Source organism: Modicisalibacter ilicicola DSM 19980 (genome assembly GCF_900128925.1).
In the GTDB taxonomy this organism is placed as follows: Bacteria; Pseudomonadota; Gammaproteobacteria; order Pseudomonadales; family Halomonadaceae; genus Modicisalibacter; species Modicisalibacter ilicicola.
This window is the reverse complement of sequence record NZ_FQUJ01000005.1, coordinates 97,991-123,709: the sequence shown is the minus strand read 5'-3', so window position 1 is coordinate 123,709 and position 25,719 is coordinate 97,991. Positions and strand designations below refer to the sequence as shown.

Below are 25,719 nucleotides of genomic sequence, written 5' to 3'. Positions count from 1 at the left end.
TTGCAGGAGGCTCCCATGGCTTCATTGGATACCCAACAACTCTTCATCGGCGGTCGCCGGGTGGACGCCACATCCGGCGAGACCTTCGAGGTCACCAACCCGGCCAATGGCGAATTGCTGGCCAAGGTGCAGCAGGCATCCCGGGCGGATGTCGATCGCGCCGTCGAATCGGCTCGCGAGGGCCAGAAGGTCTGGGGCGCCATGAGCGGCATGGAACGCAGTCGCATCCTTCAGCGCGCGGTCGCGCTCCTGAGAGAGCGAAACGATGAGCTGGCCCATCTGGAGACGCTGAACACCGGCAAGCCGATCAGCGAGACCTCGACGGTGGACATCGTCACCGGCGCTGACTCCCTGGAATACTTCGCCGGACTGGCGCCGGCCATCGAGGGCACCCAGATTCCGCTGCGCGAGACCTCCTTCGTCTACACCCGTCGCGAGCCGCTGGGCGTGGTGGGAGCCATCGGTGCCTGGAACTACCCGATCCAGATCGCCTGCTGGAAATCGGCCCCGGCCCTGGCCGCCGGCAACGCCGTGGTCTTCAAGCCGAGCGAGGTCACGCCGCTGACCACCCTCAGATTGGCCGAGATCTTCAGCGAGGCCGGCCTGCCGGATGGCGTATTCAACGTGGTCCAGGGGGCCGGTGATGTCGGCGCCCTGCTCACCGAGCACGCAGGCATCGACAAGATCACCTTCACCGGCGAGGCAGGTACCGGCAAGAAGGTCATGTCCGCCGCCGCCGCCTCCACGCTCAAGGAAGTGACCATGGAGCTCGGTGGCAAGTCGCCGCTGATCGTGTTCGACGACGCGGATCTCGAACGCGCGGCGGACGCGGCGATGATGGCCAACTTCTACTCCAGTGGCCAGGTCTGCACCAATGGCACGCGAGTCTTCGTGCAGCGCTCGGTCAAGGAAGCCTTCGAGAAGAAGATCCAGGAACGGGTGGCGCGCATCAAGGCCGGCGATCCGCTGGACCCCGAAGTCAACTTCGGCCCGCTGGTCAGCTTCGAGCATCTCGACAAGGTGCTTTCGTATCTGGAGCTCGGCCCCCAGGAAGGGGCAAGAGTACTGGCCGGCGGCAAGCGCATGACCGAGGGGGCTGATTCCAGTTATGAGTACGCCAAGGGCGCCTGGGCCGAGGCCACGGTGTTCACCGATTGCAGCGACGACATGCGCATCGTGCGCGAGGAGATCTTCGGCCCGGTCATGTCGATCCTGGTCTTCGACGATGAAGAGGAAGTCATCCGCCGCGCCAACGACACCACTTATGGCCTGGCCGCGGGATTGTTCAGCGAGGGCCTCAATCGCGCCCATCGCGTCATCCATCGTCTCGAGGCCGGCATCTGCTGGATCAACACCTGGGGCGACTCCCCGGCCGAGATGCCGGTGGGCGGCTACAAGGAGTCCGGCATCGGCCGCGAGAATGGCATTTCATCGCTCGAGCATTACACCCAGATCAAGTCCGTGCAGGTCGAGATGGGGCCATTCCCAGCAGTTTTCTGATCCAATCACCAGGGAGACGATTCATGGCGCAGCCACGTGAATTCGACTACGTCATCATCGGCGCCGGCTCGGCGGGCAACGTGCTCGCCACTCGCTTGACCGAGGATCCCGACGTTCAAGTACTGCTGCTGGAAGCAGGCGGCCCCGATTACCGTTTCGATTTTCGCACCCAGATGCCCGCGGCACTCGCCTATCCCTTGCAGGGCAAGCGCTACAACTGGGCCTTCGAGACCGAACCCGAGCCCTACATGAACGATCGCCGCATGGAGTGCGGCCGCGGCAAGGGGCTGGGCGGCTCGTCCCTGATCAATGGCATGTGCTACCTGCGCGGCAATGCGCTGGATTATGACAACTGGGCCAAGACACCAGGGCTGGAAGACTGGCACTACCTCGCCTGCCTGCCCTACTTCAAGAAGTCGGAAAGCCGCGACATCGGCCCCGACGACTATCATGGCGGCGACGGCCCGGTCTCGGTGGCCACGCCCAAGGAAGGCAACAACGAACTCTACGGCGCCTTCATCCGAGCAGGCGTCGAGGCCGGCTATCCGGCTACCGACGACGTCAACGGCTACCAGCAGGAAGGATTCGGACCCATGGACCGCACCACCACGCCCAATGGGCGGCGGGCGTCCACGGCTCGCGGCTATCTGGACATCGCCAAGTCACGCGCCAACCTGACCATCGAAACCCACGCCACCACCGATCGCATCCTCTTCGAGGGCAAGCGCGCGGTGGGGGTCAGCTATTCGCGCAAGGGGCAGGCCCAGGAGGCGCGGGTCCGCCGCGAGGTGCTGCTGTGCGGCGGCGCCATCGCCTCGCCGCAGATCCTGCTGCGCTCCGGGGTGGGCAATCCCGAGCAACTCAGTGAGTTCGGCATCCCCATCGTGCAGGAGCTCGCCGGGGTCGGCGAGAATCTTCAGGATCACCTGGAAATGTACATCCAGTATGAATGCACGAAACCCATCTCGCTGTACCCGGCACTGAAGTGGTGGAACCAGCCCAGGATCGGCGCCGAGTGGCTGTTCTTCGGCAAGGGCATCGGGGCCAGCAACCAGTTCGAGGCGGCCGGCTTCATCCGCACCAACGACGCCGAGCAGTGGCCCAACCTGCAATACCATTTCCTGCCGATCGCCATCAGCTACAACGGCAAGAGCGCGGTACAGGCCCACGGCTTTCAGGCCCATGTCGGCTCCATGCGCTCGATGAGTCGAGGACGCGTGCGCCTCGCCTCCCGCGACCCCGCCGCGGCACCGAGCATCCTCTTCAATTACATGTCCCGGGAAAAGGACTGGGAAGAGTTTCGCGATGCCATCCGCATCACCCGAGAGATCATCGCCCAGCCGGCGATGGATCAATACCGCGGTCGCGAGGTCTCCCCCGGGCCCGACGTGCAGACGGATGCAGAGCTCGACGCGTTCGTCAAACACCATGCCGAAACCGCCTACCACCCTTGCGGCACCTGCAAGATGGGCAGCAGCGATGACCCCATGGCCGTGGTCGACGGCGCCGGCCGCGTGCATGGCCTCGACCAACTGCGCGTCATCGACGCCTCGATCATGCCGGTGATCACCACGGGCAACCTCAACGCCCCGACCATCATGATCGCCGAGAAGATGGCCGACAAGGTACGCGGCCGCGAACCGCTCCCCGAGGCCGACGTACCCTATTACGTGGCGCACGACAACCCCGCTCGTCTCGCCACGAGTGCCTGAGTCGGAAGACCGGGTTCAGACGCGCCCTGCCGCTGCCCCGATACACCGACGCCTCGCGCAAGCGAGGCGTCGGCGGTCAAAGCCCAGGCGAAATGCTCACGCCGGTGGCTGGTAGGGATCGTCCGGCATCAGCGTGTCCCCCGGCGCTTCACGGTTCAGGTGCAGGAAGTGCAGATGCCGCTCGTACTGGTCGAGAATGTCCTCGATGACCTGCTCCTTGTTGTAGCCGGTGACATCGTAGCCCTGACTCCCTTCGAGCAGATAGACCTCGAGACGATAGTAGTAGGCATTGGCCCATTGCGCGCGCAGGGCAAACGAAGGCGTGGTGAAGCGGCGCGGCCAGATCTGGTAGGTGAAGTTCTGCTCGTCGCCGAGGGAGACGTTCAACTCGAGATGCTCGTTGTCGCCACTGCCTTCGACGATGCTGCTCTGCACGTTCTGCTCCTCCAGTGCCTGTTTCACATTTTCCATGGCGGGCCTGACCACCTCATCAAGGAAGCGCCGGGCCTGGCGATGCCCCGGAAAGCTCATCGCCCGGGAAAGGCGCAGGGACAAGCTTGCCCGCCCGCGCTCGATGCTAGAGGATCGGCCCGACAGGCTTCCGGCCAGGCTGGCGCGATGGCTCTCCTCCTTGATGCCCTCCACTCTCAATGCCTTGAGCAATCCGGCCATCATGAAGAACAGCACGACAGAGAACGGCAGCCCCATGACCACCACGGTGCTCTGCAGGGCGGTGAGCCCCCCGGCCATCAGCAAGGCCAGCGTCAGCACACCGATGACCGCTGCCCACAGGATGCGCATCCAGACCGGCGCATCATGATTGACGTCGCTCAAGATCGAGGTGAAGTTCGACAGTACCAGCGCGCCGGAATCCCCGGAGGTGACGAAGAAGACGATGGCCAGGATGGTGACCACCAGCGTGGTCAGGCCAGTCCAGGGCAGCCTCTCCATGAACAGGTAGATGGAGGACTCGGGCTTATTCATGGCCATGGTGCCGAACTCCTCGGCGCCGGCCATGACCAGGTCGATGGCACTGTTACCCATGATCGACATCCACGCCATCATGAAGGCCAGCGGCAGTATCAACGTGCCGGCCACGAACTCGCGAATGGTGCGGCCACGCGAGATGCGTGCCAGGAACAACCCGACGAAGGGCCCCCAGGCGATCCACCAGGCCCAGAAGAACAGTGTCCAGCCGTTCAGCCAGTCGCGAGGCGGATCGAAGGAATAGGTCTGTGTCGACAGGTCGATGAAGTTGGCTAAATAGTCACCGATGTTGGTGACCAGGGTATTGAGCAGGAACAGCGTCTGGCCACTGAAGAGCACGAACAATAGCAACACCAGCGCCAGCAACATGTTGAACTCGGAAAGACGACGAATGCCCCGTTCGACCCCGGTCACGGCGGAGATGGCGGCGAAGATGACGATCATGACCACCAGGATCGCCTGGATCAGAGTGTTCTCCGGCATCCCGAACATGTAATTGAGCCCGAAGTTGAGCTGGATGACACCGATGCCGAGGCTGGTAGCGATGCCAAACACCGTGCCGAGCACCGCGGCGATATCCACGCTGTGACCGATCGGGCCATAGATGCGCTTGCCGAAGATGGGATAGAGCGCACTGCGGATGGTCAATGGCAGGTTGTGCCGGTAACTGAAGAACGCCAGCGTCATGCCCACCAGCGTATAGATTCCCCAGCCGGACAGCCCCCAATGCAGGAACGTCAGCTCCATGGCATGACGGGCGGCGGCCACGGTGCCCGGCTCACCCTCCGGGGGCGCCAGGAACTGGGCCATGGGTTCGGCGATGCAGAAGAACAGCAGATCGATGCCGATGCCTGCAGCGAACAGCATGGCCGCCCAGGACGCCATGTTGAAATCGGGGCGTGAATGCTCGGGGCCCAGGCGTACCTTGCCGAAGCGCGAAAGTCCGATGACGATCACGAAGATCAGATAGACCAGCACGGCAAGGAAGTAGTACCAGCCGAAGGTGTCCGAGATCCAGCCAAGCACCGCATTGATGGTGGCATTCGCGGAATCGGTGAAGATCATCGTCCACAGCGCGAACACGACGATTCCGATGACGGACCCATAGAACACGACGGGATTGAGGCGATCGCCAGAGGCAGCTTCCTGCGGCTTGTTATCCATGAAGGGGTTTCCTTGGAGACCGGTTGCTTGCGTCAGGCAGGAGCGGGCGGAATGACCGCCGCGGCATGCACGCCCTGCTTCTATTTATTTTGATTAAACATTCAATAAAAATAAGCCACACTTTCAGGTAATTCAACTGCGGAGTGGATGCATCTCTCCCCTGTCTAGCCAGCCACCGACAAATGGACTAAGCTGATTGATTCAAACAATCGTTCGAATACAACCCTGCGTACACCCTGGAGACGCTCATGTTTCAAATCCTATTGATCGTATTGGCCGTGGCCGGTCTACTGGAAGTGATGCGTCGCGAGGCGGGAGCCATGTCGGCCCTGGGCGTCATGGTCATTCTCGGCACCCTCGGCTTGCTGTTCGGCGCACCGGTGATCGGCATCCTGCTGCTGCTCGGTGCCGCGGCCACCGCCGTCTGTGGACTCCCCTCGCTGCGCCGTGCCTGGCTCACGCCGCGCATCCTGGCGCTATTCCACAAGGTAGCGCCCAAGGTATCCGATACCGAGCGCACGGCGCTCGAGGCCGGCACCGTCTCCTGGGACGGCGAGCTGTTCTCCGGCAAGCCGCAGTGGCAACGTCTGCTCGACTATCGCGATGATGGGCTCAGCGACGAGGAACGCGCCTTCCTCGACCACCAATGCTCCGTCGCGGCAGGAATGTGCAACGACTGGGAGATTTCCGAGGAGCGGGCGGACCTGCCCGAAGCGCTCTGGGACTACCTGAAGAAGGAAGGCTTCTTCGGCATGATCATCCCCAAGCAATACGGCGGTCTGGAGTTCTCGGCCAAGGCGCAATCGGCGGTGCTGCAAAAGCTTTCGATCAACGAGACATTGACCGTCACCGTGGGTGTTCCCAATTCCCTCGGGCCGGGTGAACTGCTGCTCAAGTACGGCACCGATGAACAGAAGGACTATTACCTGCCACGACTGGCCGACGGCCGCGAGATCCCCTGCTTCGGCCTGACCGGCCCACGCGCCGGCAGCGACGCCACTTCGCTGCCCGATATCGGCGTCGTCTGTCGCGGCATGCACAACGGCGAGGAGGTGCTCGGCCTGAAGCTGACCTTCGAGAAGCGCTGGATCACCCTGGCGCCGATCGCCACCGTAGTGGGCCTGGCCTTTCGCATGTTCGACCCGGACAAGCTCCTGGGCGAGGAAACCGATCTCGGCATCACCTGCGCACTGATTCCGCGTCACACCGAAGGCATGGAAATCGGCCGCCGCCACCACCCCATCGGCAGCCCCTTCATGAACGGCCCGATCGTGGGCAAGGATGTCTTCATTCCCCTCGACTACCTGATCGGCGGCCCCAGGATGGCCGGCCAGGGTTGGCGCATGCTGGTGGAATGCCTTTCCGTTGGCCGCTGCATCACCCTGCCCTCCGGCGCGTCGGGGGTGGGCCGCTACGCCGTCGGCTGGGCTGGTGGCTTCACCCGCATTCGTCGCCAATTCAACATGCCGGTGGCCGAGATGGAGGGCGTTCAGGAAGCCCTGGCACGCCTCGCCGCCCATGCCTATATCGCCCAGGCCACAGTGATGCAGACCGCCAACCTGATCGACCATGGCGAGAAGCCTGCCGTCCCGTCGGCGATCCTCAAGAGCCAGCTGACCGAGTTCCAGCGCAGCATCCTCGCCGATGCCATGGACGTGCATGGCGGTCGCGCCGTCACCCTGGGGCCACGCAACTATCTCGGTCCCGCCTGGAGTGCCGTCCCGGTATCCATCACCGTGGAAGGCGCCAACATCATGACCCGCAACCTGATGATCTTTGGCCAGGGCGCGATTCGTTGCCACCCCTACGTGCTCGAGGAGTTGACGGCCAAGGACGCCAACGATGAAGCGGCCTTCGACAAGGCCTTCTTCGGCCATGCCCGCCTGATCTTCGGCAATGCGGCCCGCGCCTTCCTGCAGGGGCTCGGCATGGCTCGGCCCAGGGTGCCCTTCGACGATATCGCCGCCCCCTATGCCAAGGATGTGGCGCGCCTTTCGGCAGCTTTCGGTCTGTGTGCCGACGCGGCCATGGTCAGCCTCGGGTCCGAGCTCAAGAAGCGCGAGATGCTCTCGGCTCGCCTCGGCGACGTGCTCTCCAACCTCTACCTGACTTCCATGGTGCTCAAGCAGTGGCACAGCGAGAAACGGGTCGAGCACGAGGCTGCGCTGCTGCATTATAGCTGCCGCGTCCTCCTGTATCGCGCCGAACAGGCCATGATCGAACTGTTCGACAACCTGCCCAACCGGGCGCTGGGCAAGACGCTGGCAGTGATTACCATGCCGCTTGGCCGTCGCTGGAAGCGCCCCGAGGACAACCTGACCCGCGAGATCGCCCGCGCGATCTCTACCGATACTGCGCTGCGTCACAAGTTGACGGACTGCACCTGGAACACGCACGAGCAGGGACAGCAGGAGAACCCGTTGGCGCGTTACAACGCCTTGCTGGCCGAATACGACCGGGCCGACCCGATCTATCGAGCCATCAACAAGGCCTACGCCAAGGGCGATCTGCCTGCCGAGGCGCTGCATCCCGAGCAGCGCATCGAGGCGGCGCTGGATGCGGGGCTGATCAGCCAGGAGGACGCCGAGTTCATGCGGCGCTACGAGAAGGAAGTGCTCGAAATGCTCAGCGTCGACGACTTCCCCTTCGATGCCTTTGCGACCCACAAGGACAAGGTGGTATGGCACGATGCCGCCTAGGCTCGCTTGCCTTTCAGGCAACGCCTGATCGCCAGAAACGATTCGCCCCGGCATTCTTGCCGGGGCGAATCGTTTGCCCAGGGATGATCAGTTGACTGCTCTCACCCTTACCGGCGCCGTTCCACTGCGAATCATTCCCAACTGTTCGGCGGCGCGATAGGAAAGGTCGATGATCCGCCCGCGCACGAAGGGTCCGCGATCGTTGATACGCACCACCACCTCGCGGCCGTTGTCGAGATTGATCACTTCGACCCGAGTCCCGAAAGGCAGCGAAGGATGCGCGGCGGTCATGGCACTGCGGTCATAGCGTTCGCCACTGGCGGTACGCTTGCCCTGGTAGGCATCGCTGTAATAGGAGGCCTGCCCTTCGTCGACGAAGTTGGCCGTGCCGGGTCCGACCGATGAAGAGCGATTTCCCGCACACCCCGCCAACAGGCCAACGCTGAGCGCAATCGCTGCACCCGTCCTGGCACTACGGCTGCCCAGGAACTTTCCATTCAAAGTAGCAAGCATCATCATGCCTCCGAGAGTGGAGGCCTATCGTCGCTCAGGGCAGCAACACGGTCGAGCCGGTCGTCTTGCGTTCCGCCAACGCTGCCTGGGCCTCGCCGGCTTTATCCAGGGGATACCGCTGAGCGATGTCGATCTTGAGCTTGCCGCTTTCGAGCATCTCGAACAGCTCGCCCGACATCTGTTCCAGGCGTTGGTGGGAATCGGCGTAACCGGCAAGGCTCGGCCGCGTGAGATAAAGCGAGCCTTTCTGGTTGAGAATGTTGATGCTCACCCCCTCGACCGACCCGGACGCGTTGCCGAAGCTGACCATCAGGCCACGCTTCTGCAGGCAGTCCAGGGACGTCTCCCAGGTATCCTTGCCCACCGAATCGTAGACCACCGGCACCATGTCGCCCTGGGTCAGCTCCCGCACCCGCTCGACCACGTTCTCCTGGGTATAGTCGATGGTCGCCCAGGCACCGTTCTTCTTTGCCAGCTCGGCCTTTTCCTTGGACCCGACCGTACCGATCAGCTTGACTCCCATCGCCTTGGCCCACTGGCAGGCGATGGAACCGACGCCACCGGCGGCGGCATGAAACAGGATCGTTTCGCCCTTCTGCAGCCGATAGGTCTGGCGCAGCAGGTACTGCACCGTCAGCCCCTTGAGCATGCAGCCTGCCGCGGTCTCGAAGGCGACACCCTCGGGCAGCTTCACCACCTTCTCCGCCGGCAGCACATGCAACTCGGCGTAGGCCCCGAGAGGGCCCAAGGCATAGGCGACCCGGTCGCCCTCCTTAAGGTGGGACACGCCCTGGCCGACGGCATCCACCACACCGGCGCCCTCGGTACCGAGCCCCGAAGGCAGGGACGGCGCCGGATACAAGCCAGTGCGGAAGTAAATGTCGATGAAGTTCAGGCCCACGGCATGGTTCTTGACCCGCACCTCGCCCTCCTTGGGCTCGTCCGGTGCGGCATCGACAACCTCGAGCACCTCGGGGCCGCCGGTCTGGGAAAACTGGATACGCTTGGGCATGAGAACGGTCCTTATTCGATCAATGGGATTTGCACGTCCTGCGAGCGCTTCGGCTCACAGCACCGCCGGAAAAGATTCGAGCCCGCGGATGAAACGCTGCTTGTAGCCGTCGAAGATGGCCTTGTCCTGCTTGAAGGCCTGGATCACCGCGCGCTCGTCGAAGCGCATGGCAGGGGGGAGTTCGTCCAGTCGGGTGGCACCATGCCGGTGGCTCACGCCGATGCGCACTCCTTCGGCCCCATCGAACCAGCGCTCGATGCCGCATTCCCGAAACATTCTCTCCTGCTCGGCAGTGGCGGCATTGACCCGCAGTGGCGCCTTGAGCGCCAGTTCCTTGACCAGGCGCTGAGCGGGGTCGGTCACCTGGGCGTCATCCAGGCCGGTGAGCATCGCCACCTCCATGCTTTCGCCCTGCTCGTCGAGGGTCAGCAGCGCCAAGGCAGCCGGACGCGACTCGCCGTCGACCAGGGCCAGCACCCGGGCGGCCTCCTGGGTCATCAGTGCGCTCAAGGTTCCGGCGAAGGTCGCCAGCGGCGCGATACCGGCCTCGTGACCATAGACCTCGGCGCACAGTCGCGCGAGGCAGGCATCACGCTGTGTTTCATTCTTTACGTGCACCACTTTCATCGGCGTCGCTCCACGCGTTCATCGGCTTTGTCCGCAGGGAAGGCCACGGACAAAAGCCCGCAGATTAGCAGGCTTTCACGAGCCGCACCAAGGCCGTCTCGCTTGACCAACGCTCAGTTCATGTACCAGCCATGGCTCGCCACGATCGACTGACCGGTGAAGGCATTGGTCGGGTGCGCGGCGAGAAAGAGGGCCAATTCGGCGATATCGCTGGTCTGGGTGAACTCCTTGTCGACGGTACCGCCGAGCATGATGTCATCGCGCACCTCCTGCTCCGAGATGCCCAGGTTCTTGGCCTGTTCGGGGATCTGCTTGGTGACCAGGGGCGTCTCGACGAAGCCGGGGCAGATGACGTTGGTGCGCACCCCATACTTGGCGCCTTCCACGGCCATTACTCTGGCCAGACCGAGGATCCCGTGCTTGGCTGCCACGTAGGCGGACTTCAGCGGCGAGGCTTCCTTGGAGTGTACCGACCCCATGTACAGCAGCACACCGGAGTTCTGCTTGTACATGTGCTTGATGCAGGCCTTGGTGGTCAGGAAGGCGCCATCCAGATGAATGGAAGTCAGCTTCTTCCACTCCTCGAAGGGGAAGTCCTCGAGCCGATGCACGATCTGCACGCCGGCGTTTGAGAGCAGGATGTCGATGCTGCCCCACTTTTCCGCCACCTTGTCGACCCCATCCTCGACCGAACGCTCGTCGGTGACATCCATCTCCACGGCCATCGCCTGGTCGCCCAGGGCCTTGGCGGCTTGCTCGGCCTTGCCCTCGTCGATGTCGGCGATTGCAACGCGGCCTCCTGCCTCGACGAAACGCTCGGCAATCTTGTAGCCGATGCCACTGGCGCCGCCGGTGATGACGGCAACCTTACCGTTCAATTCCATGACCACTCTCCTTGTCGTTGCAGTAGCGTGATACCCCGGCCGATACGGCCTCTCCAGCGGGCGGTATCGCGTGGGTGATTAATGACATGAAACTACGCTAGCCTAGCGGGCGATTTCGAACAATCCATCATTGGTTGCCGACATGCCCCACGCGGAGTTCAACACGCATGACCCCTTCCCCTTCGCCGCCCGTCGCCGACGAGCTGCCCTGCACCATGGCCCATCGCGGCCTTTCCGCCCACGCCCCCGAAAACACCCTGAGCGCGGTGCGCGCCGCGCATGAAACGGGCGCACGCTGGATCGAACTCGACGTGCAGTTGCTGGGCGATGGCACGCCGGTCATCTGGCATGACGGCGATGTGAAACGCTGCTCGAATGGCCGTGGCCGACTGCGCGACCTGAGTCTCGCCAGCGCGAAGACACTCGATGTCGGCAGCTGGTTCGAGGCGAAATTCACTGGCGAGCGCATGGCGACCCTCGATGAAATGCTCGAGCTGGTCAACGAACTGGGGCTGGGCCTCAACCTCGAGCTCAAGGTCAATCGTGGCCGCGACGCCCGGGCTCTGGTCGAGGCCGTGCTGCCTCGGGTGATGGAGGCGGTGCCGGCGAAACGTCTGATCCTTTCCTCTTTCGATGCCGTGGCCCTCGGCGTCATGCGCACTCGTCAGCCCGATCCCGAGCGGCTGCGCCTGGGCATCCTCTATCAGCGACCGCCACGGAACTGGGCCGATGACGCCGCGAGGTTGGAGGCCTACAGCCTACACGTCGACTGGCGTCGCCTGAGCGCTCGGACGGCGCAGGCCATGGCCGCCAGTCCTTATTCGCTGCTCTGCTACACCGTCAACGACCCGCGAGTTTTCGAACGCTTGCGAGCCTGGGGCGTGGCCAGCGCCATCAGCGACGATCCCGGGCGTTTGCTCCGACAGTCCCGCATCGCGGGTTAGCGCACATCGACGGCCCATTGAGATCGGCTGTCGTGCGACGTTCTGCCCCGGCGATTGACTTGGCCTATCGACCCTATCAGAATTCCCGATCGTTGAGACCCAGGTGCCCGGGAAGCGGATGAAAACTCCGCACTGCCCCCGCAACGGTGATCGCGTGACTCGATGGCATGACAGCACTGTCAGCCACTGTCCCGAGGATGGGAAGGCGTCATCGAGTCGTCGGAACCTCGCGTTCCGCGACGCGTCAGTCCGGAGACCGGCCTGGGTCTTTGCACTGGCTGATGCGGAGGGCTTCGCCAGTGGCGGCTCTCCGGGCCTGCCCGGCGCATTACCTCGTCACTCGACAAGCGTATCTGCGGGTCGTCACCTCCCTGTCCTTCTCATCGCGTACCGATGCAACACCTACGCGCGTGAGGAACACCCATGTGGTACAAGAAGAACACGCTGTGGCTGGCCATACTGGCCATTTCAGCGAGCAACCAGGCCCTTGCCCAGCAGCGCCTGGAGGATATTCAGGTCACCGCCAATCGCCTGCCCCAGTCCCAGGCCGATCTCCTGGCCAGCACCACCATCATCGAACGAGAGGAAATCGAACGCCTGCAGGCGGCGTCGGTCATCGATCTGTTGCAAGCCCGGGCGGGGGTCGAGATTACCCAGAATGGCCCGCCAGGCAGTGTCAGCAGCCTGTTCCTGCGGGGCAGCAACTCGAACCACAGCGTCGTGCTGGTGGACGGCGTGCGCGCCAACTCCGCCGTGGATGGTCGCGCCAGTCTCGAGTTTCTCGACCCTTCCGCCATCGAGCGCATCGAGATCGTGCGCGGCCCTCGGGCCGCGATCTATGGTGCCGATGCCATCGGTGGGGTGATCCAGGTATTCACCCGACAAGGCAGCCGGGCAGGCACTCAAGCCAGCCTGAACACTCGTGTCGGCGGCAACGACAGTCATCGCCAGAATCTGTGGATCGGAACCGGCAACGAGGATACCCGCCTCAACGCCACCGTGTTCAATCGCGAGACCGAAGGCTTCAATGCCCGCACCGACGATGAAAGTGGCGAACGCGATGGGTTCGAGCGCCATGGCGCTCAGCTCGGGCTGAGCCACCGTTTCGACGAGCAGGTCAGCGCCAGTGTCAGTGCGCTGCGTCAGGACTTCGAGGCCGAGTACGACAACTGCTTTCGCAGCGGCGACTTCCTCGCTCCGGGCACCAACGATTGTATCAGCGATGGCTATCAGCAGAGCTTCGCCGGCAGCCTGAACGCCACGCTGCGCCCCCATTGGGATATCGAACTCACCGCGGGGCATTTCGACGAGGTGCGCCGGGAGGAGTATCGCGGCGAGCGTCAATCGCGCACCGCCACACAGCGTGACGAGATCGGCCTGCAAAACCGCTTCTACCAGGACGACGGCCTGATCGCCCTGGGGGTGGACTACCGCCACGAGCGCGTCGACTTCTGGAATCGGGCCGGGGCCGAATATGCTCGAGACAGCCGCGAGAATGTCGGCCTCTACGGCCTGGTTGAGCGCGACTACGGCCTTCACCAGCTGACGGGGTCGCTGCGTCACGACGACGATTCCCTGTTCGGCGACGAGACCACCGGCAGCCTCGGCTACGGCTATCGACTGACGCCCAATCAACGCCTGGGCGCCAGTTACGCTACCGCCTTCAAGGCGCCGAGCCTGAGCGATCTCTACGGCACCTTCGATCCCAACCCGGACCTCGAGGCGGAAACCGCGAAGAATATCGAAGCCTTCTGGGAATACCGTCGTGCCGGTTTCGATACCCGCGTGACTGCCTTCCAGAATCGTATCGACGACCTGATCGTCTATACCGGGGGCTTCCTGGACGGCAGCTACCGCAATGTCGACGAGGCGCGCATTCGCGGCGTCGAGCTCTCCGGCGGCTGGCAGGGTCAGCGTCTCTCCACCCGCCTGGCGGTGACTTTCCAGGACCCGGAGATTCGCCATTGGTCCGACCCCTTCGCCGGCGTCGAGGAAGGCGATCGGCTACTGAACCGGGCGGAACGCTTTGCCCGGCTCGACATCGACTATGACCTCAGCGATGGCGTCGAGATCGGCTCCACGCTGCGCGCCTACAGCGAACGCACTTCCTACGGCGGTACCGAGGTCGGCGGTTACGGCATCGTCGATCTGCGCGCCGCCTGGCAAGTCACCCCCGAGGTGGAGCTATCGGCCAAGATCGAAAACGTGCTCGACAAGCAGTATCAGCTCGTCGATGGCTACAACACTCGAGATCGCTACGTGGAAGGTGGCGTCACCCTGCGCTATTGACTTCTTCACCGGCACTCGCACCCCTGCCCGGCCTTGTCGTCGGGCAGGATACTTCCAGCATTTTTCGCCATCCGTCTTATAATCTTATAACCACGCCTTGCTCCACCTGGCAACGCGTTCCAAGGCGTGTCCATGACAATGGTCGACCGTCGTGATGCCCCTCTTCACGCCCGAGTCGCCACTTCCCGATTCCTCAAGGAGCACGACAATGACTAAAAAGACGCTCGAGACCCGCGGAATTCACGAACTCTACGCCGAGGACCCCGTCGCCGCCGACAAGCGATTATGGGATCGCGAAGCCGACCCGCTGACCCGACGCGGCTTTCTCAAACGCAGCAGCCTGCTGGCCATGGGGGCGGCCCTGGGGGCCTCGATTCCCTTCGCCGACAAGATGCCGGCGGGGCTGATCCCCGCAGCCCTGGCGCAGAGCGACGAACCTTTCAGCATCACGGGCAAGGAAGGGCTGGTGGTGCTCAACGATCGACCGATCAACGCCGAGACACCCCCGCACCTGCTCGATGACGATATCACCCCGGGCAGGCACATGTTCGTGCGCAACAACGGCCTGCCGCCTGAACAGAGCAGCATCGATGTCGACGGCTGGACGCTGGAAGTCGCCGGAGAATCCTGCGTCAATCCCGCCACCTTCAGCATCGCCGAACTCAAGGATAAGTTCGATCACCACACCTACCAGCTGCAGGTGGAGTGTGGCGGCAACGGCCGTGCGGAATACACCCCTTCGGCCAGCGGCAATCAGTGGACGACCGGCGCCGTGGCCTGCCCGAGTTTCACCGGCGCGCGCCTGAGAGATGTGCTGGAGGCCTGCGGCATCAAGGACGACGCGGTGTATATCGGCTACTACGGTGCGGACATCCACGCCAGCGGCGATGCCAACAAGGAGGCCATTTCCCGGGGCGTGCCCATGGAAAAGGCGCTGGAGGACGAGTCCCTGATCGCCTGGGCGATGAACGGCGAGGACATTCCCTACCAGAACGGCCACCCCTTGCGACTGGTCTGCGGCGGCTGGCCCGGCTCGGTGTCCGGCAAGTGGCTCAGACGCATCGTGATTCGCAACCAGAAACACGATGGCACCAAGATGGCGCCTCCTTCCTACAGCGTACCCAAGCAGCCCGTGGCACCGGGCACCGACGTGCCCGACGAGGATATGCAAACCATCCATTCCATGCCGGTCAAGTCCCTGATCACCTTTCCCAGATCGGGCATCACCCACGCCCTGAACGAGCCGCTCCACGTGCGCGGCCACGCCTGGGCGGGTGATCTGTCGGTCGAGAACGTACAGGTTTCCATCGACTTCGGCGCCACCTGGCAGCACGCCGAACTCAAGGAGGCTCCCAACCGGCTGGCCTGGCAGCGCTTCACCGCCACGCTGGAGTTTCCCGAACCGGGCTACTACGAAGTGTGGGCCAAGGCCACCGATAGCGAAGGCGTCTCCCAGCCCATGGTCGTGCCCGGGTGGAACCCCAAGGGCTATCTCAACAACGCCTGTCACCGCATCGCGGTGCAGATCGCCTAGGGGGTCGACGCCATGAACATCGCAAAACGGCTGGCACTGACAGCACTCGCCTTGCCCCTGCTGGCACCCTTGCCCCTCCTGGCCCAGGAAACCGATCCGGAGAGTGGCTTCGTCATTGCCGACGGCTGGCAGACGGTCAAGGCCAACTGCACCGTCTGCCATTCGGCCAAGCTGGTGACCCAGAACAGCGGCTCGCGCAATCACTGGGAAAGCCTCATCCGCTGGATGCAGGATACCCAGGGGTTGTGGCAGTTTCGCCCCGAGATGGAAGCGACCATTCTCGACTATCTGGCCGAGCATTACGGCCCCAAGGAACATGCGCGCCGGCCACCGCTGGCCCGCGACTTGCTGCCGGAGAACCCCTACAAGCAAGAGGATCAGGCATCCGGGTGAGCCGACTCGTTCATCGACCGACGGCGGCCCCGCCATGGCGGGGCCTTGTCATCTTCACGTGGCGACCCGGCCATCAGCCGACAAGCCATGTCAGCCGACAAGCTATGGAGGTTTTCTCGCGGCTGACGTAGCGTAGTGCCACAAGAGAAGAGCGCCACAAGACAAGAAGTGCAGGGATACACTCCAGAGTTCACGAAAGACTCAAACCGTCCAGGACGACAGACATGAATCGACGCGATTTCCTGAAGGCCGCCAGCGTGCTGAGCAGTGCCTTTCTGCCTCTTTCCACCGTGTTCGCCGCCATCGAGAGCCAGACCAAATCGATCGGCCCCGAAGCGTCCTTCGATTATGCCTGGCTCAAGGGGCTGGCAAGGCACTTGTCCCAGCAGGATGCCCCATCGGCCGACGGGGAACTGCCGTCTCAGCTGCAGGACATGACCTGGGACGAATACCAGGCGATCACCTTCAAGCCGGATCATGCCCTGTGGGCCGACAACGAGCAGTCGCGGATTCGGGCCCAGCTCTTCCATCTCGGGCTCTATTTCAAGAAGCCGGTACACATCTACGAGATCGTCGACGGCAAGGCCCGGGAAATCGCCTACGACCCGGCCATGTTCGATTACGGCAAGTCCGGCATCGAGGGTGACGCCCTGCCCGAGGACCTGGGGTTCGCCGGCTTTCGCATTCACCACAAGAACGACTGGAAACGCGATGTCGCCTCCTTCCTCGGCGCCAGCTATTTCCGTGCCGTCGGCAAGTCCTATCAGTACGGCATGTCGGCTCGCGGCCTGGCCATCGACACGGCCATGGCGCGGCCCGAGGAGTTTCCCAACTTCACCCGCTTCTGGCTCGAGCGTCCCGACGACAACAGCGATGTCGTCAACGTCTACGCCTTGCTCGAATCCCCCAGCGTCACCGGCGCCTACCGCTTCGCGATCACCACCGGCAACGGCGTGGTCATGGACGTGGATGCCGCCCTCTACCCGCGCAAGGCCATCGAGCGCCTGGGCGTGGCACCCTTGACCAGCATGTACATGGTGGGCGAGAACGACCAGCAGGCAAACTGGGACTGGCGCATGGAGATTCACGACTCCGACGGCCTCTCCATGCATACCGGCAGCGGCGAATGGCTGTGGCGCCCCTTGGCCAACCCGCCCACCCTGCGCTTCAACTCCTACCAGGACAAGAGCCCACGAGGCTTCGGCCTGATCCAGCGCGATCGCAACTTCGACCATTATCAGGACGACAGCGTCTTCTACGACCAGCGCCCGAGCGTCTGGGTCGAGCCCAAGTCCGACTGGGGCGCCGGGGCGATTCAACTGGTCGAGATCCCCACCCTCGACGAGACCTTCGACAACATCGTCGCCTTCTGGAACCCCGAAGCGCCGGTCGAGCCCGGCAGCGAGATGCTCTATGGCTACCGCCTCTACTGGCGTGCAAGACCGCCCGCCGAGACCGATCTAGCGCGCTGCGTGGCCACCCGCACCGGTATCGGTGGCGTCGTCGGCCAGCGCCGCGAATACTTCAGCTGGCGATTCGTGGTCGACTTCCAGGGCGGCCCCTTCCCCTTCGACGCCGACGAGGAGATCACCGTCGAACCGGTCATCGAGAATTCCGCGGGGCGCGTAGAGATCACCTCGGCCCGACCGCTGAACGCGATTCAGGGCTACCGCGCCATGTTCGATGTCGTGCCCCCGGACGACGGTACCGATCCCATCAACCTGCGGCTCTATCTCAAGGCGGGCGACAAGCCGTTGACCGAGACCTGGATCTACCAGTGGACGCCGCCGCCGGGCGATGAGCGGGAACTGCACAATCCCGGCCACCTGTAGCCAGCCGGGTTGCAGGGATCGCCAACGGCTCTATACTGTATTTAAATACAGTTTAAGGCGTCGTCATCATGGCCATCCAGCATCGCGCCGCGCCCCGCAAGGGGCGCGGCGCCACCTACGATCCCCACAACCGCTTCGCGCCGACCCACAGCGTGGCGGTCGACGATGGCTGGTGGCAGGAGGAACTGCCCGAGCGATTGGCCACCACGGTACGCGATGAGTCCGCGAAAAGCGCGCTCTCCTGGAACCAGTCGCCGGATCTCGGTTTCGACCGCTCGCTGAACCCCTACCGGGGCTGCGAACACGGCTGCATCTACTGCTATGCCCGGCCCAGCCACGCCTACTGGGATCTGTCACCGGGCATCGATTTCGAGACCCGCCTGATCGCCCGCACGGGGCTCGTCGAACGACTTCGCGAGGAACTCTGCAGGCCTGGCTACATCTGCCAGCCCATCAACCTTTCCGGCAATACCGATTGCTACCAGCCCCTGGAAGCCGAACGACGCACGACCCGTGCCGTTCTCGAGCTGCTGCTGGAGTGCCGCCACCCGGTGACATTGGTCACCAAGAGCGCGCTGATCCTGCGCGACAAGACGCTGCTCGGTGAGATGGCGGCCAAGGGGCTGATACGCGTCTTCATCAGCCTGACCAGCCTCGACGATGACCTCAAGCGCACCCTGGAGCCACGCACGGCCTCCCCCGGGGCTCGACTCAAGATCCTGCGTGAACTGAATGCCGCAGGTGTCCCGGTCGGTGTGCTGCTTTCGCCGATGATCCCGGGGCTCAACGATCACGAGATGGAGAGCCTGCTGGCGGCGGCTCACGAGGCCGGTGCACGCAGCGCCGCCTGGATGCTGCTGCGCCTTCCCCGGGAAGTGGCACCGCTGTTCGAGGAGTGGCTGACCAGCCACTATCCCGAGCGCGCCGGCAAGGTCATGAGCCTGATACGCCAATGTCGCGGTGGCGAGACCTACGACTCACGCTTCGGCCACCGCATGCGCGGCCAGGGCGTGTTTGCCCAGTTGCTGGCTCAGCGCTTCACCAAGGCCAGCCGACGCCTGGGCATGAACGAACACACGGCGATGGGGCTGGACTGCAGTGCGTTTCGACCGCCCCATGCCCAGGGCGATCTGTTTCTGTAACGCGATTGGGGTAGCATGAGCTGGGTCATTGGTAACGAGACACGCCATGCCTATCAGCAAGACCCGATCCAGCTTCTATCGCCGTCTGTACGTCGCGCATCTGATCGATGGTGGCGTCGCCAGCGTTCCCGAACTCATCGAGGCAACCGGCATGCCCCGGCGTACCGCCCAGGACACCATCAACGCCCTGGGCGAGCTGGACATCGTCTGCGAATTCGAACCCGAGGAAGGCGCACGACACAACATCGGCCGCTATGTCATACGCGACTGGGGCGCGATCGACTCACGCTGGGTGAAGGCGAACCTGCAACGCATCAAGCAAGCACTGGGGTACCCCTGATGGCATCGAGTGCCGGCCTGGACGTGGCCAGCACCTGAAACCTGCCGTGTCGGCTTTCGCTCACCCAGCCATCAGGCCGCTTCCCGTCGGGAAGATCGTGATGCGATCCCGCCCACTGCGCTTTGAAAGGTACATGCTGCTGTCCGCGGCATCCAGGAGCGCCCCGACATTGCGGAATTCATTGCCTTTCACGATGGTCGCGATGCCAAAGGAGGCCGTGACACGGAGCCCCGGGTTTCTGGTTCCACCCAGCGATACCTGCTTCAAGCGGCTCCTGACATATTCGGCAAAACTCATGGCCCCTTCACCGTCATGGTTCGGGAGGATGGCCACGAACTCCTCGCCGCCATAACGCCCTATCTCTCCCCCCGCCGCTTCCGCCATGGGGCGCAGGAACATGGTGAAGTTCTTCAGCACTTCGTCGCCGACGGCATGACCATAGTCGTCGTTGATGCTCTTGAAGTGATCCAGGTCCATGAAGACAACCGCCAAGGGCCGAAACTCCTCGCGCATCTCATCGAACAAGCCATTGAGGATTTCCTCGATATAGGCGCGGTTATACACCCGGGTAAGCGGATCGAGCCTGGTCTGCAGGCTCAAGTCGCGTTGCTGCTGACGTAGTCTCTCGATCTCTTCTTGCTGTCGAACCAGGTCCTGCTGCAGGCGTGCATTCTTCTCGGCCAGAAGCTGCTTGGCCTCGAGCATCAACCGATTGCCATCCAGGCGCTCCGGAACCGTGATGTCGTAAAGCGACGCCAGCAAGGGCAATTGCTCCTGGAGTTCCATGATGGTGGCCAACACGTCCGGCGTCTCGAGGTCGAAATACTCCTCGAGGGTCGCCATAGCCGCCCCCAATGTGGCCTCTCCCTCCCTCCAGGCGTCAGCTAAAATACCAGCGGCAATGACGCAGTTGCTGATTTGTTGTTCTCGAGATCCGCCCTGTTCCAAGGGATCATGACTGCTGCGGATCCAGTTCAAGGTCCGTTCCGAAAGCTGCCAGCGCTCGGCAAGCCAGCCCCCCACCTGGGCGTGATCGGTACCATAAGCCTGCTGCTCGAGATCGATGAGTTCCGCGTGGGTGTCGGCTTCACCTAGCAGCTTGACATAGCGTTCCTCCTCGGCGGCATGCAGTGCCAGCATGCCGATGTCCTGTAGCAGGGAGGCCGTGAACAACGCCCCCGCCTCGTCATGCAAATTCAGCGATTCCGCCAACGACTTGGCACTCACGGCGCAAAGCAGCGAGCGTTGCCAGTAGCGCTCGAGATCGAAACCAGAGGCGCCACGCTTCTTGCTGGAAGAGACCAGGCTGCAGCCGAGGGCAAGGGAAAGGGTGCGCTCCAGCCCGATGCGGTTGACGGCTTGGGTGAGGTCTTCCGCTGCCCGGTGCTGGGCATAGAATACGGTATTGGCAAGCGACAGCAGGCGTGCGGAAAGTGCGGGATCCCGGCCCAGGGTTTCCACGACCTCCTGCAGGTTGGCACTGGTATCACGGGCCAGTTCGACCACGCGCACCACCACCGCAGGCAAGGAAGGCAGCGCGTCAGCGCGCTCGAGCAATTGACGGAGTTCGTTCGGCAACATGCGATTCCCCTTTGTCTCTACGCCTGCTGAGCAGTTGAAACGAGACTTTCATGCTTAGAAGACATGGCGCACCTGAAACAGAATTTTAATTTTTACTTTTGACAACCAAAAAATATTAAACAAGTTAATGAAAAAAATTCACTATTAAACAGATAGAAATTTTAGGCTACCACTAACTTCATCGTTGACCTAAAAAGTTGACCTGAAAATAGAGCGTCAACAAATGTAAAAATCTTTGAAAACATAGTAACAAATAACATTAAGCATGCATAGTAAACGCACGTCCCTCCTGCTTTTTTAACCCATGTTATTCAAGTACCATTTTCACCGGCCCAGATAATATCTGAGGTACCATACCTTCAGGAATTCAAGCCTCGCCTTGCGGAGAGAGTCTTCAATGAGTGATCGTGACAAGCGTCATCGGCAGTCCATGCAGAAGCTAAAGAGCCACGTGGACGAACGCGTGGCCAGCGCCCAGGAGCAGCGTGGGCTGCTGCTGGTCTTCACCGGCAACGGCAAGGGCAAGACCACTGCCGCCTGGGGCACGGTGACCCGCGCCTTGGGCTACGGTTACCGGGTCGGCGTGATCCAGTTCATCAAGGGGCTTTGGGAGTGTGGCGAACGCGAACGGCTGATCGCGGATGACAACCTGGAGGTCCAGGTGATGGCCACCGGGTTCACCTGGGAAACCCAGAACCGAGAGAGCGACACCCAGGCGTGTCTTGAGGTATGGCGCGAGTCGGAACGCCTGCTGGCCGATCCCGCCGTCTACCTGGTGGTGCTCGACGAAATCACCTACATGCTCAAGTTCGGCTACCTGGATATCGAGACGGTCAAGCGAGCCATCGCTAATCGTCCCGCAGAGCAGAGCGTTATCGTCACCGGGCGCAACGCGCATCGCGAGCTTGTCGCCATGGCCGATACCGTGACAGAGATGCAGGAAACCCGGCATGCCTTCAATAGCGGGTTGCAGGCACGGCGCGGCATCGACTATTGAGACCCCCTATCGATCCTTGGCTCTTTCATCGCCAATGCGTCGCATACCTGCTCCACCGCCTCGATCAGGCGCGGGCCGGGGCGACTGATCCAGTCGGGCTCGAGAGTATGGAGTCGCTCGTCGCGCACCGCGGACAAGATCGACCACTTCTGCCAAGAGGCCTGCCAGGCATCGTTTTCGCTGGCCGCGAGGATCACCTCGGGCCGCGCTTCGACCAATGCCTCGCGACCAATCTGGGGCACCAGCACCGGGCTCTCGGCGAACAGCGGTTGGCCTCCGCAATGGCGAATGACCTGGGTGACGATGTGCCCATCGGCCAGGGTGGTCAGGGGATCGGCGCCCAATTGGTAGAAGACCCGGGGGGCAGGTTCGAGGGATCGCTCCATCGACGCCAGGCGTTCCTCGAAATTCCGCGCGATCCGTTCGCCCTTCCCCGGCTGACCGGTCAGCCGGCCCAGATCACGCAGGTTGTCGGCGACATCACTCAAGTGGCGCGGCTCGCTGACGTAAACCGCAATGTCGAGCGCGCGCAGCCGTTCGACCACCACCTGGGGCGTGCCGCTTCCCCAGGCGATCACCAGCTGCGGGTCGCGCACCAGTATCGCCTCCAGGGCAATGCCGCGATAGCTGCCTGTGCGAGGAACGGCTCGCGCCGCGACAGGATAGTCGCTGCCCTCGATCGCACCGACCAGTCGCTCTCCCGCGTCCACCGCGTAGAGCATCTCCACCGCGTGGGGCGCCAGGGCCACCACCCGCTCGGCGGGTGCCGGCAGAGTCACGTCATTGCCCAGATCGTCCGTCACCGTGACGACATCGGCCCAGGCATTCGCGCCAAGGAGTAGTGCCGCCACGACCCCCAGCAATGTCGTCAGCGCTGGCGCCGGCTTCGGCATCACTAGCCTCTCTTTTGTCTGTCGATCAAGAAAACAATGTGCATTAGCCTATCCTGCAGGAACCCTTTGCAGCGATCCTGCTTCAATAGATCGTCGGCTTACTATCCCCATCCCTGGAGACTCGAGAATGCGTACTGTCGATGCTTGCCCGCGACTGCTGAGCGGGCTGCTGCTGGCTGGCCTGATCGGCTGGGGCGCGACCGCCCAAGCCCAGACCCGCCCCTCTATGCCCGCCCCCCACCGCATCCAGGTTCAGGCCCAGGCGGAGATCAAGGCCGAACCGGACATGGCGACACTCAGCGCCCGTCTGTGGGAACGCACGCCCGCCATCGCCCGCAGCGAAGACGCCCAGACGGACCCCGAGGCATTGGCCGAGGCCCGCAAGCGTCTTGAGGATCGCACCGGCGAACTGATCCGCACGCTGGAGCAGGCGGGGGTTTCGAGCAAGGCCATCGATGCCGGCTCCCTCTCGGTGCGCCCGGATTACGTGCAGCGGCCCATGCGCGACAACAAGCCCTCCGAACCCCTGGTACGCACCCAGCTGGAGCGCCCGATCAGCCTGCGCATTGACGATCTTGAGCGCTTGCCCATCATTCTCGATGCACTGACCCAGGCCGGGGTCAATGCACTGGATGGGGTGACCTACGATCTCAAGGATCGCAGCGCCGCCACCGACGACGCCTTGACCCAGGCATTGGAAAAGGCACGCCACAAGGCCCGGCTGATGGCCAGCACCCTCGGCGTCGAGCTTGGCCGGGTGCTCAGCATCCAGGAAACCAACGCCCCCGTCTTCGCCCCTCGCATGATGGCCATGAGCGCCGACATGGAACGGGGCGGCTCGTCACCGGAGTACCGCCCTGGCGAGATCACCATCGACGCCGAGGTCAGCGTCGCCTGGGAGATCAAGCATTGATCGTGTCGACACCGCCCATGTAGCCACGTAGCGCCTCGGGCACGCTGATCGAACCATCGGCGTTCTGACAGTTCTCGAGCACCGCCAGCAGGCAGCGCCCCACCGCCAGGCCGGAGCCGTTCAGGGTATGCAGCAGTTGAGGCTTCTTGTGCTCGGGATCGCGGAAGCGCGCCTGCATGCGCCGGGCCTGGAAATCCTCGCAGTTGGAGACGGAGGAAATCTCCCGATAGGTCCGCTGGCTCGGCAGCCAGACTTCCAGATCGTAGGTCTTGGCCGCACCGAAGCCCATGTCGCCGGCGCACAGGGTCACGACGCGATAAGGCAGCTCCAGCGCCTGGAGGATGGCCTCGGCATGGCCCCGCATCTCCTCGAGGGCCGCATAGCTGGTCTCGGGGGTAACCATCTGCACCATCTCGACCTTGTCGAACTGATGCTGGCGGATCATTCCGCGGGTGTCCTTGCCGTAGGCACCGGCTTCGCTACGAAAACAGGGCGTCTGGGCGGTCAGGCGTACCGGCAGCTCCTTGGCGGCGAAGATGTGATCCCGGGCGAAGTTGGTCAGCGGCACCTCGGCGGTGGGAATCAGGTAGTAGTCGTTGTCGCCGTCCAGCCTGAACAGGTCCTCGCCGAACTTGGGCAGCTGCCCGGTGCCGGTCAGGGAGTCGCGATTGACCATGTAAGGGACGTAACACTCCTCGTAACCATGCTCGAGGGTCTGCTTGTCGAGCATGAACTGCCCGAGCGCCCGGTGCAGCCGGGCGACCGGGCCACGCATCACCGCGAAGCGCGAGCCAGTCAGCTTGGCGGCCATCTCGAAGTCGAGATAGCCCAGCTTGGCGCCGAGGTCGACATGATCCCTGACCTCGAAGTCGAACTCCCTCGGCGTGCCCCAGCGATGCAGTTCGACGTTGTCGTTCTCGTCATCGCCCGGCGGCACGCTCTCGTGGGGGATATTGGGCAAGCCGGCCAGGAAGGCATCAAGCGCCATGCTGTTGTCAGCCAGGCGCGCCTTGGCCTCGCCGAGGCGCTCCCCCAGATCGCTGACTTCCGCCAATAGTGGTTCGATGTCCTCGCCCGCCGCCTTGGCCTGACCGATCGCCTTGGAGCGCGTGTTCCGTTCGTTCTGCAGCCGCTCGGTTTCGGTCTGCAGTTCGCGCCGCTGGGCTTCCAGGGTCTCGAACCGCGCCGTATCCAGATTGAAGCCACGCGTGGCGAGGCGGTGTGCGACTCGTTCGAGGTCGCTGCGAAGCAGTTTGGGATCGAGCATGAAGTCTGGTCCGTTGAAAAATAACCTATAGGAAAAATCGCGCCAATCTCATCCCGGCGGCCACCCCGACCACCCCCAGCAACAGGCTTGCGGTCACGTAGAGGATGGCGATGGAGGCACGATCATTTTCCAGCAATGTCAGTATCTCGAGGGCAAAGGTCGAGAAGGTGGTAAAGGCACCGGTAAATCCGGCGATCAGCGCCGCCTGCCAGACGGGCGAGAGCTTGAGCTCATCGATGAGCCACACGTAGAGCGCGCCGATCAGGCAGCAGCCCAGCAGGTTGACGCCGAAGGTTCCCCAGGGGAACCCACGCCCCAGGATCGAGGTGAGCCAGCCCCCCAGCAGATACCGCCCCAGGGCACCCAGGGCTCCGCCGGCGGCCACGGCCAGCCATGTCATCATGGTCAATTCCAAGCCCCGGAAAAAAATGGCTTTCCATTGTAGGGAAAAGCGACGCGCCGGGCCATGGCGATGAGCCTCGAGTCGCATCGTTGC

General features: G+C 63.1%; 21 protein-coding genes and 1 riboswitch. Of the genes, 12 read left to right on the top strand and 9 right to left on the bottom strand.

The features are described from left to right. Nucleotides 1–15 precede the first annotated feature (15 nt). On the top strand, nt 16–1,500 hold the full coding sequence (gene betB, locus BUA41_RS06665) for a betaine-aldehyde dehydrogenase (RefSeq protein ID WP_072821042.1): 1,485 nt from the start codon (nt 16–18) through the stop codon (nt 1,498–1,500). 23 nt (nt 1,501–1,523) lie between these two features. Then, nucleotides 1,524–3,212, top strand: a complete 1,689-nt coding sequence (gene betA, locus BUA41_RS06660; RefSeq protein WP_072821040.1) for a choline dehydrogenase — start codon at nt 1,524–1,526, stop codon at nt 3,210–3,212. A gap of 96 nt (nt 3,213–3,308) precedes the next feature. On the opposite strand, the gene betT is transcribed toward betA, so the two are convergent. Beyond that, entirely contained in the window at nt 3,309–5,363 is a 2,055-nt protein-coding gene (betT, locus tag BUA41_RS06655; RefSeq protein ID WP_072821038.1) for a choline BCCT transporter BetT, read from the bottom strand. A 248-nt stretch (nt 5,364–5,611) separates the two neighbouring features. Here betT and BUA41_RS06650 point away from each other — a divergent pair, with 248 nt between their 5' ends. Next, the gene (locus BUA41_RS06650; protein WP_072821036.1) at nt 5,612–8,062 is read left to right on the top strand and encodes an acyl-CoA dehydrogenase; all 2,451 of its coding nucleotides are present in this window, start codon (nt 5,612–5,614) and stop codon (nt 8,060–8,062) included. Between the two features lie 87 nt (nt 8,063–8,149). On the opposite strand, the gene BUA41_RS06645 is transcribed toward BUA41_RS06650, so the two are convergent. From BUA41_RS06645 to BUA41_RS06630, 4 genes are all read right to left on the bottom strand, one after another. Then, nucleotides 8,150–8,575, bottom strand: a complete 426-nt coding sequence (locus tag BUA41_RS06645) for a septal ring lytic transglycosylase RlpA family protein (RefSeq protein WP_084671260.1) — start codon at nt 8,573–8,575, stop codon at nt 8,150–8,152. 34 nt (nt 8,576–8,609) lie between these two features. Next, nucleotides 8,610–9,587, bottom strand: coding sequence for an NADPH:quinone reductase (locus tag BUA41_RS06640; protein WP_072821034.1), 978 nt, complete (start codon nt 9,585–9,587; stop codon nt 8,610–8,612). A 54-nt stretch (nt 9,588–9,641) separates the two neighbouring features. Then, a complete protein-coding gene (locus BUA41_RS06635) occupies nt 9,642–10,214 on the bottom strand; it encodes a hypothetical protein (RefSeq protein ID WP_072821032.1) in 573 nt (190 codons plus the stop codon). A 113-nt stretch (nt 10,215–10,327) separates the two neighbouring features. After that, nucleotides 10,328–11,098 carry a 3-hydroxybutyrate dehydrogenase gene (locus tag BUA41_RS06630; RefSeq protein ID WP_072821030.1) on the bottom strand — a complete coding sequence of 257 codons (771 nt, stop codon included), beginning with the start codon at nt 11,096–11,098 and terminating at the stop codon, nt 10,328–10,330. A 167-nt stretch (nt 11,099–11,265) separates the two neighbouring features. Between BUA41_RS06630 and BUA41_RS06625 the strand changes: the two genes are divergently transcribed. The 7 genes from BUA41_RS06625 to BUA41_RS06595 all read left to right on the top strand — a co-directional run bounded on the left by BUA41_RS06625 (nt 11,266) and on the right by BUA41_RS06595 (nt 19,572). Beyond that, entirely contained in the window at nt 11,266–12,042 is a 777-nt protein-coding gene (locus BUA41_RS06625; protein ID WP_072821028.1) for a glycerophosphodiester phosphodiesterase family protein, read from the top strand. 84 nt (nt 12,043–12,126) lie between these two features. Continuing rightward, nucleotides 12,127–12,321, top strand: a riboswitch (cobalamin riboswitch). A gap of 144 nt (nt 12,322–12,465) precedes the next feature. Next, nucleotides 12,466–14,331, top strand: coding sequence for a TonB-dependent receptor domain-containing protein (locus tag BUA41_RS06620; RefSeq protein WP_072821026.1), 1,866 nt, complete (start codon nt 12,466–12,468; stop codon nt 14,329–14,331). Nucleotides 14,332–14,539: 208 nt separating this feature from the next. After that, nucleotides 14,540–15,865, top strand: coding sequence for a sulfite oxidase (locus tag BUA41_RS06615; RefSeq protein ID WP_072821024.1), 1,326 nt, complete (start codon nt 14,540–14,542; stop codon nt 15,863–15,865). 12 nt (nt 15,866–15,877) lie between these two features. Continuing rightward, the gene (locus tag BUA41_RS06610) at nt 15,878–16,258 is read left to right on the top strand and encodes a hypothetical protein (protein WP_072821022.1); all 381 of its coding nucleotides are present in this window, start codon (nt 15,878–15,880) and stop codon (nt 16,256–16,258) included. A gap of 224 nt (nt 16,259–16,482) precedes the next feature. After that, nucleotides 16,483–18,090 (top strand): OpgD/OpgG family glucan biosynthesis protein, encoded by a 1,608-nt coding sequence (locus tag BUA41_RS06605; protein ID WP_072821020.1) that lies wholly within the window; start codon nt 16,483–16,485, stop codon nt 18,088–18,090. Between the two features lie 68 nt (nt 18,091–18,158). Further along, the gene (locus BUA41_RS06600; protein ID WP_072821018.1) at nt 18,159–19,232 is read left to right on the top strand and encodes a PA0069 family radical SAM protein; all 1,074 of its coding nucleotides are present in this window, start codon (nt 18,159–18,161) and stop codon (nt 19,230–19,232) included. 46 nt (nt 19,233–19,278) lie between these two features. After that, complete coding sequence (locus BUA41_RS06595) at nt 19,279–19,572, top strand: winged helix-turn-helix domain-containing protein (protein ID WP_072821016.1); 294 nt, start codon at nt 19,279–19,281, stop codon at nt 19,570–19,572. A 60-nt stretch (nt 19,573–19,632) separates the two neighbouring features. On the opposite strand, the gene BUA41_RS06590 is transcribed toward BUA41_RS06595, so the two are convergent. Continuing rightward, complete coding sequence (locus tag BUA41_RS06590) at nt 19,633–21,153, bottom strand: sensor domain-containing diguanylate cyclase (RefSeq protein ID WP_072821014.1); 1,521 nt, start codon at nt 21,151–21,153, stop codon at nt 19,633–19,635. Nucleotides 21,154–21,550: 397 nt separating this feature from the next. Between BUA41_RS06590 and cobO the strand changes: the two genes are divergently transcribed. Next, on the top strand, nt 21,551–22,150 hold the full coding sequence (gene cobO / locus BUA41_RS06585; RefSeq protein WP_072821012.1) for a cob(I)yrinic acid a,c-diamide adenosyltransferase: 600 nt from the start codon (nt 21,551–21,553) through the stop codon (nt 22,148–22,150). Here cobO and BUA41_RS06580 read toward each other — a convergent pair. Then, nucleotides 22,144–23,043, bottom strand: coding sequence for a cobalamin-binding protein (locus BUA41_RS06580; RefSeq protein ID WP_072821010.1), 900 nt, complete (start codon nt 23,041–23,043; stop codon nt 22,144–22,146). The genes cobO and BUA41_RS06580 overlap by 7 nt on opposite strands. A gap of 127 nt (nt 23,044–23,170) precedes the next feature. Here BUA41_RS06580 and BUA41_RS06575 point away from each other — a divergent pair, with 127 nt between their 5' ends. Continuing rightward, nucleotides 23,171–23,956 (top strand): SIMPL domain-containing protein, encoded by a 786-nt coding sequence (locus BUA41_RS06575; RefSeq protein WP_072821008.1) that lies wholly within the window; start codon nt 23,171–23,173, stop codon nt 23,954–23,956. Here BUA41_RS06575 and serS read toward each other — a convergent pair. Continuing rightward, complete coding sequence (gene serS / locus BUA41_RS06570; RefSeq protein WP_072821006.1) at nt 23,946–25,223, bottom strand: serine--tRNA ligase; 1,278 nt, start codon at nt 25,221–25,223, stop codon at nt 23,946–23,948. The genes BUA41_RS06575 and serS overlap by 11 nt on opposite strands. Nucleotides 25,224–25,248: 25 nt before the next feature. Then, the gene (gene crcB, locus BUA41_RS06565; protein ID WP_084671257.1) at nt 25,249–25,626 is read right to left on the bottom strand and encodes a fluoride efflux transporter CrcB; all 378 of its coding nucleotides are present in this window, start codon (nt 25,624–25,626) and stop codon (nt 25,249–25,251) included. Nucleotides 25,627–25,719: the final 93 nt, after the last annotated feature.

Excerpts from the sequence above, each read along its gene's own strand:
- betB (WP_072821042.1), top strand. The coding sequence starts at position 16 with ATGGCTTCATTGGATACCCAACAACTCTTCATCGGCGGTCGCCGGGTG.
- BUA41_RS06625 (WP_072821028.1), top strand. The coding sequence starts at position 11,266 with ATGACCCCTTCCCCTTCGCCGCCCGTCGCCGACGAGCTGCCCTGCACC.
- BUA41_RS06590 (WP_072821014.1), bottom strand. The coding sequence starts at position 21,153 with ATGTTGCCGAACGAACTCCGTCAATTGCTCGAGCGCGCTGACGCGCTG.
- BUA41_RS06620 (WP_072821026.1), top strand. The coding sequence starts at position 12,466 with ATGTGGTACAAGAAGAACACGCTGTGGCTGGCCATACTGGCCATTTCA.
- BUA41_RS06615 (WP_072821024.1), top strand. The coding sequence starts at position 14,540 with ATGACTAAAAAGACGCTCGAGACCCGCGGAATTCACGAACTCTACGCC.
- betT (WP_072821038.1), bottom strand. The coding sequence starts at position 5,363 with ATGGATAACAAGCCGCAGGAAGCTGCCTCTGGCGATCGCCTCAATCCC.
- cobO (WP_072821012.1), top strand. The coding sequence starts at position 21,551 with ATGAGTGATCGTGACAAGCGTCATCGGCAGTCCATGCAGAAGCTAAAG.
- BUA41_RS06605 (WP_072821020.1), top strand. The coding sequence starts at position 16,483 with ATGAATCGACGCGATTTCCTGAAGGCCGCCAGCGTGCTGAGCAGTGCC.
- BUA41_RS06635 (WP_072821032.1), bottom strand. The coding sequence starts at position 10,214 with ATGAAAGTGGTGCACGTAAAGAATGAAACACAGCGTGATGCCTGCCTC.
- betA (WP_072821040.1), top strand. The coding sequence starts at position 1,524 with ATGGCGCAGCCACGTGAATTCGACTACGTCATCATCGGCGCCGGCTCG.
- BUA41_RS06630 (WP_072821030.1), bottom strand. The coding sequence starts at position 11,098 with ATGGAATTGAACGGTAAGGTTGCCGTCATCACCGGCGGCGCCAGTGGC.
- BUA41_RS06580 (WP_072821010.1), bottom strand. The coding sequence starts at position 23,043 with ATGCCGAAGCCGGCGCCAGCGCTGACGACATTGCTGGGGGTCGTGGCG.
- BUA41_RS06640 (WP_072821034.1), bottom strand. The coding sequence starts at position 9,587 with ATGCCCAAGCGTATCCAGTTTTCCCAGACCGGCGGCCCCGAGGTGCTC.
- BUA41_RS06650 (WP_072821036.1), top strand. The coding sequence starts at position 5,612 with ATGTTTCAAATCCTATTGATCGTATTGGCCGTGGCCGGTCTACTGGAA.
- BUA41_RS06575 (WP_072821008.1), top strand. The coding sequence starts at position 23,171 with ATGCGTACTGTCGATGCTTGCCCGCGACTGCTGAGCGGGCTGCTGCTG.
- BUA41_RS06645 (WP_084671260.1), bottom strand. The coding sequence starts at position 8,575 with ATGCTTGCTACTTTGAATGGAAAGTTCCTGGGCAGCCGTAGTGCCAGG.
- crcB (WP_084671257.1), bottom strand. The coding sequence starts at position 25,626 with ATGATGACATGGCTGGCCGTGGCCGCCGGCGGAGCCCTGGGTGCCCTG.
- serS (WP_072821006.1), bottom strand. The coding sequence starts at position 25,223 with ATGCTCGATCCCAAACTGCTTCGCAGCGACCTCGAACGAGTCGCACAC.
- BUA41_RS06600 (WP_072821018.1), top strand. The coding sequence starts at position 18,159 with ATGGCCATCCAGCATCGCGCCGCGCCCCGCAAGGGGCGCGGCGCCACC.
- BUA41_RS06595 (WP_072821016.1), top strand. The coding sequence starts at position 19,279 with ATGCCTATCAGCAAGACCCGATCCAGCTTCTATCGCCGTCTGTACGTC.
- BUA41_RS06610 (WP_072821022.1), top strand. The coding sequence starts at position 15,878 with ATGAACATCGCAAAACGGCTGGCACTGACAGCACTCGCCTTGCCCCTG.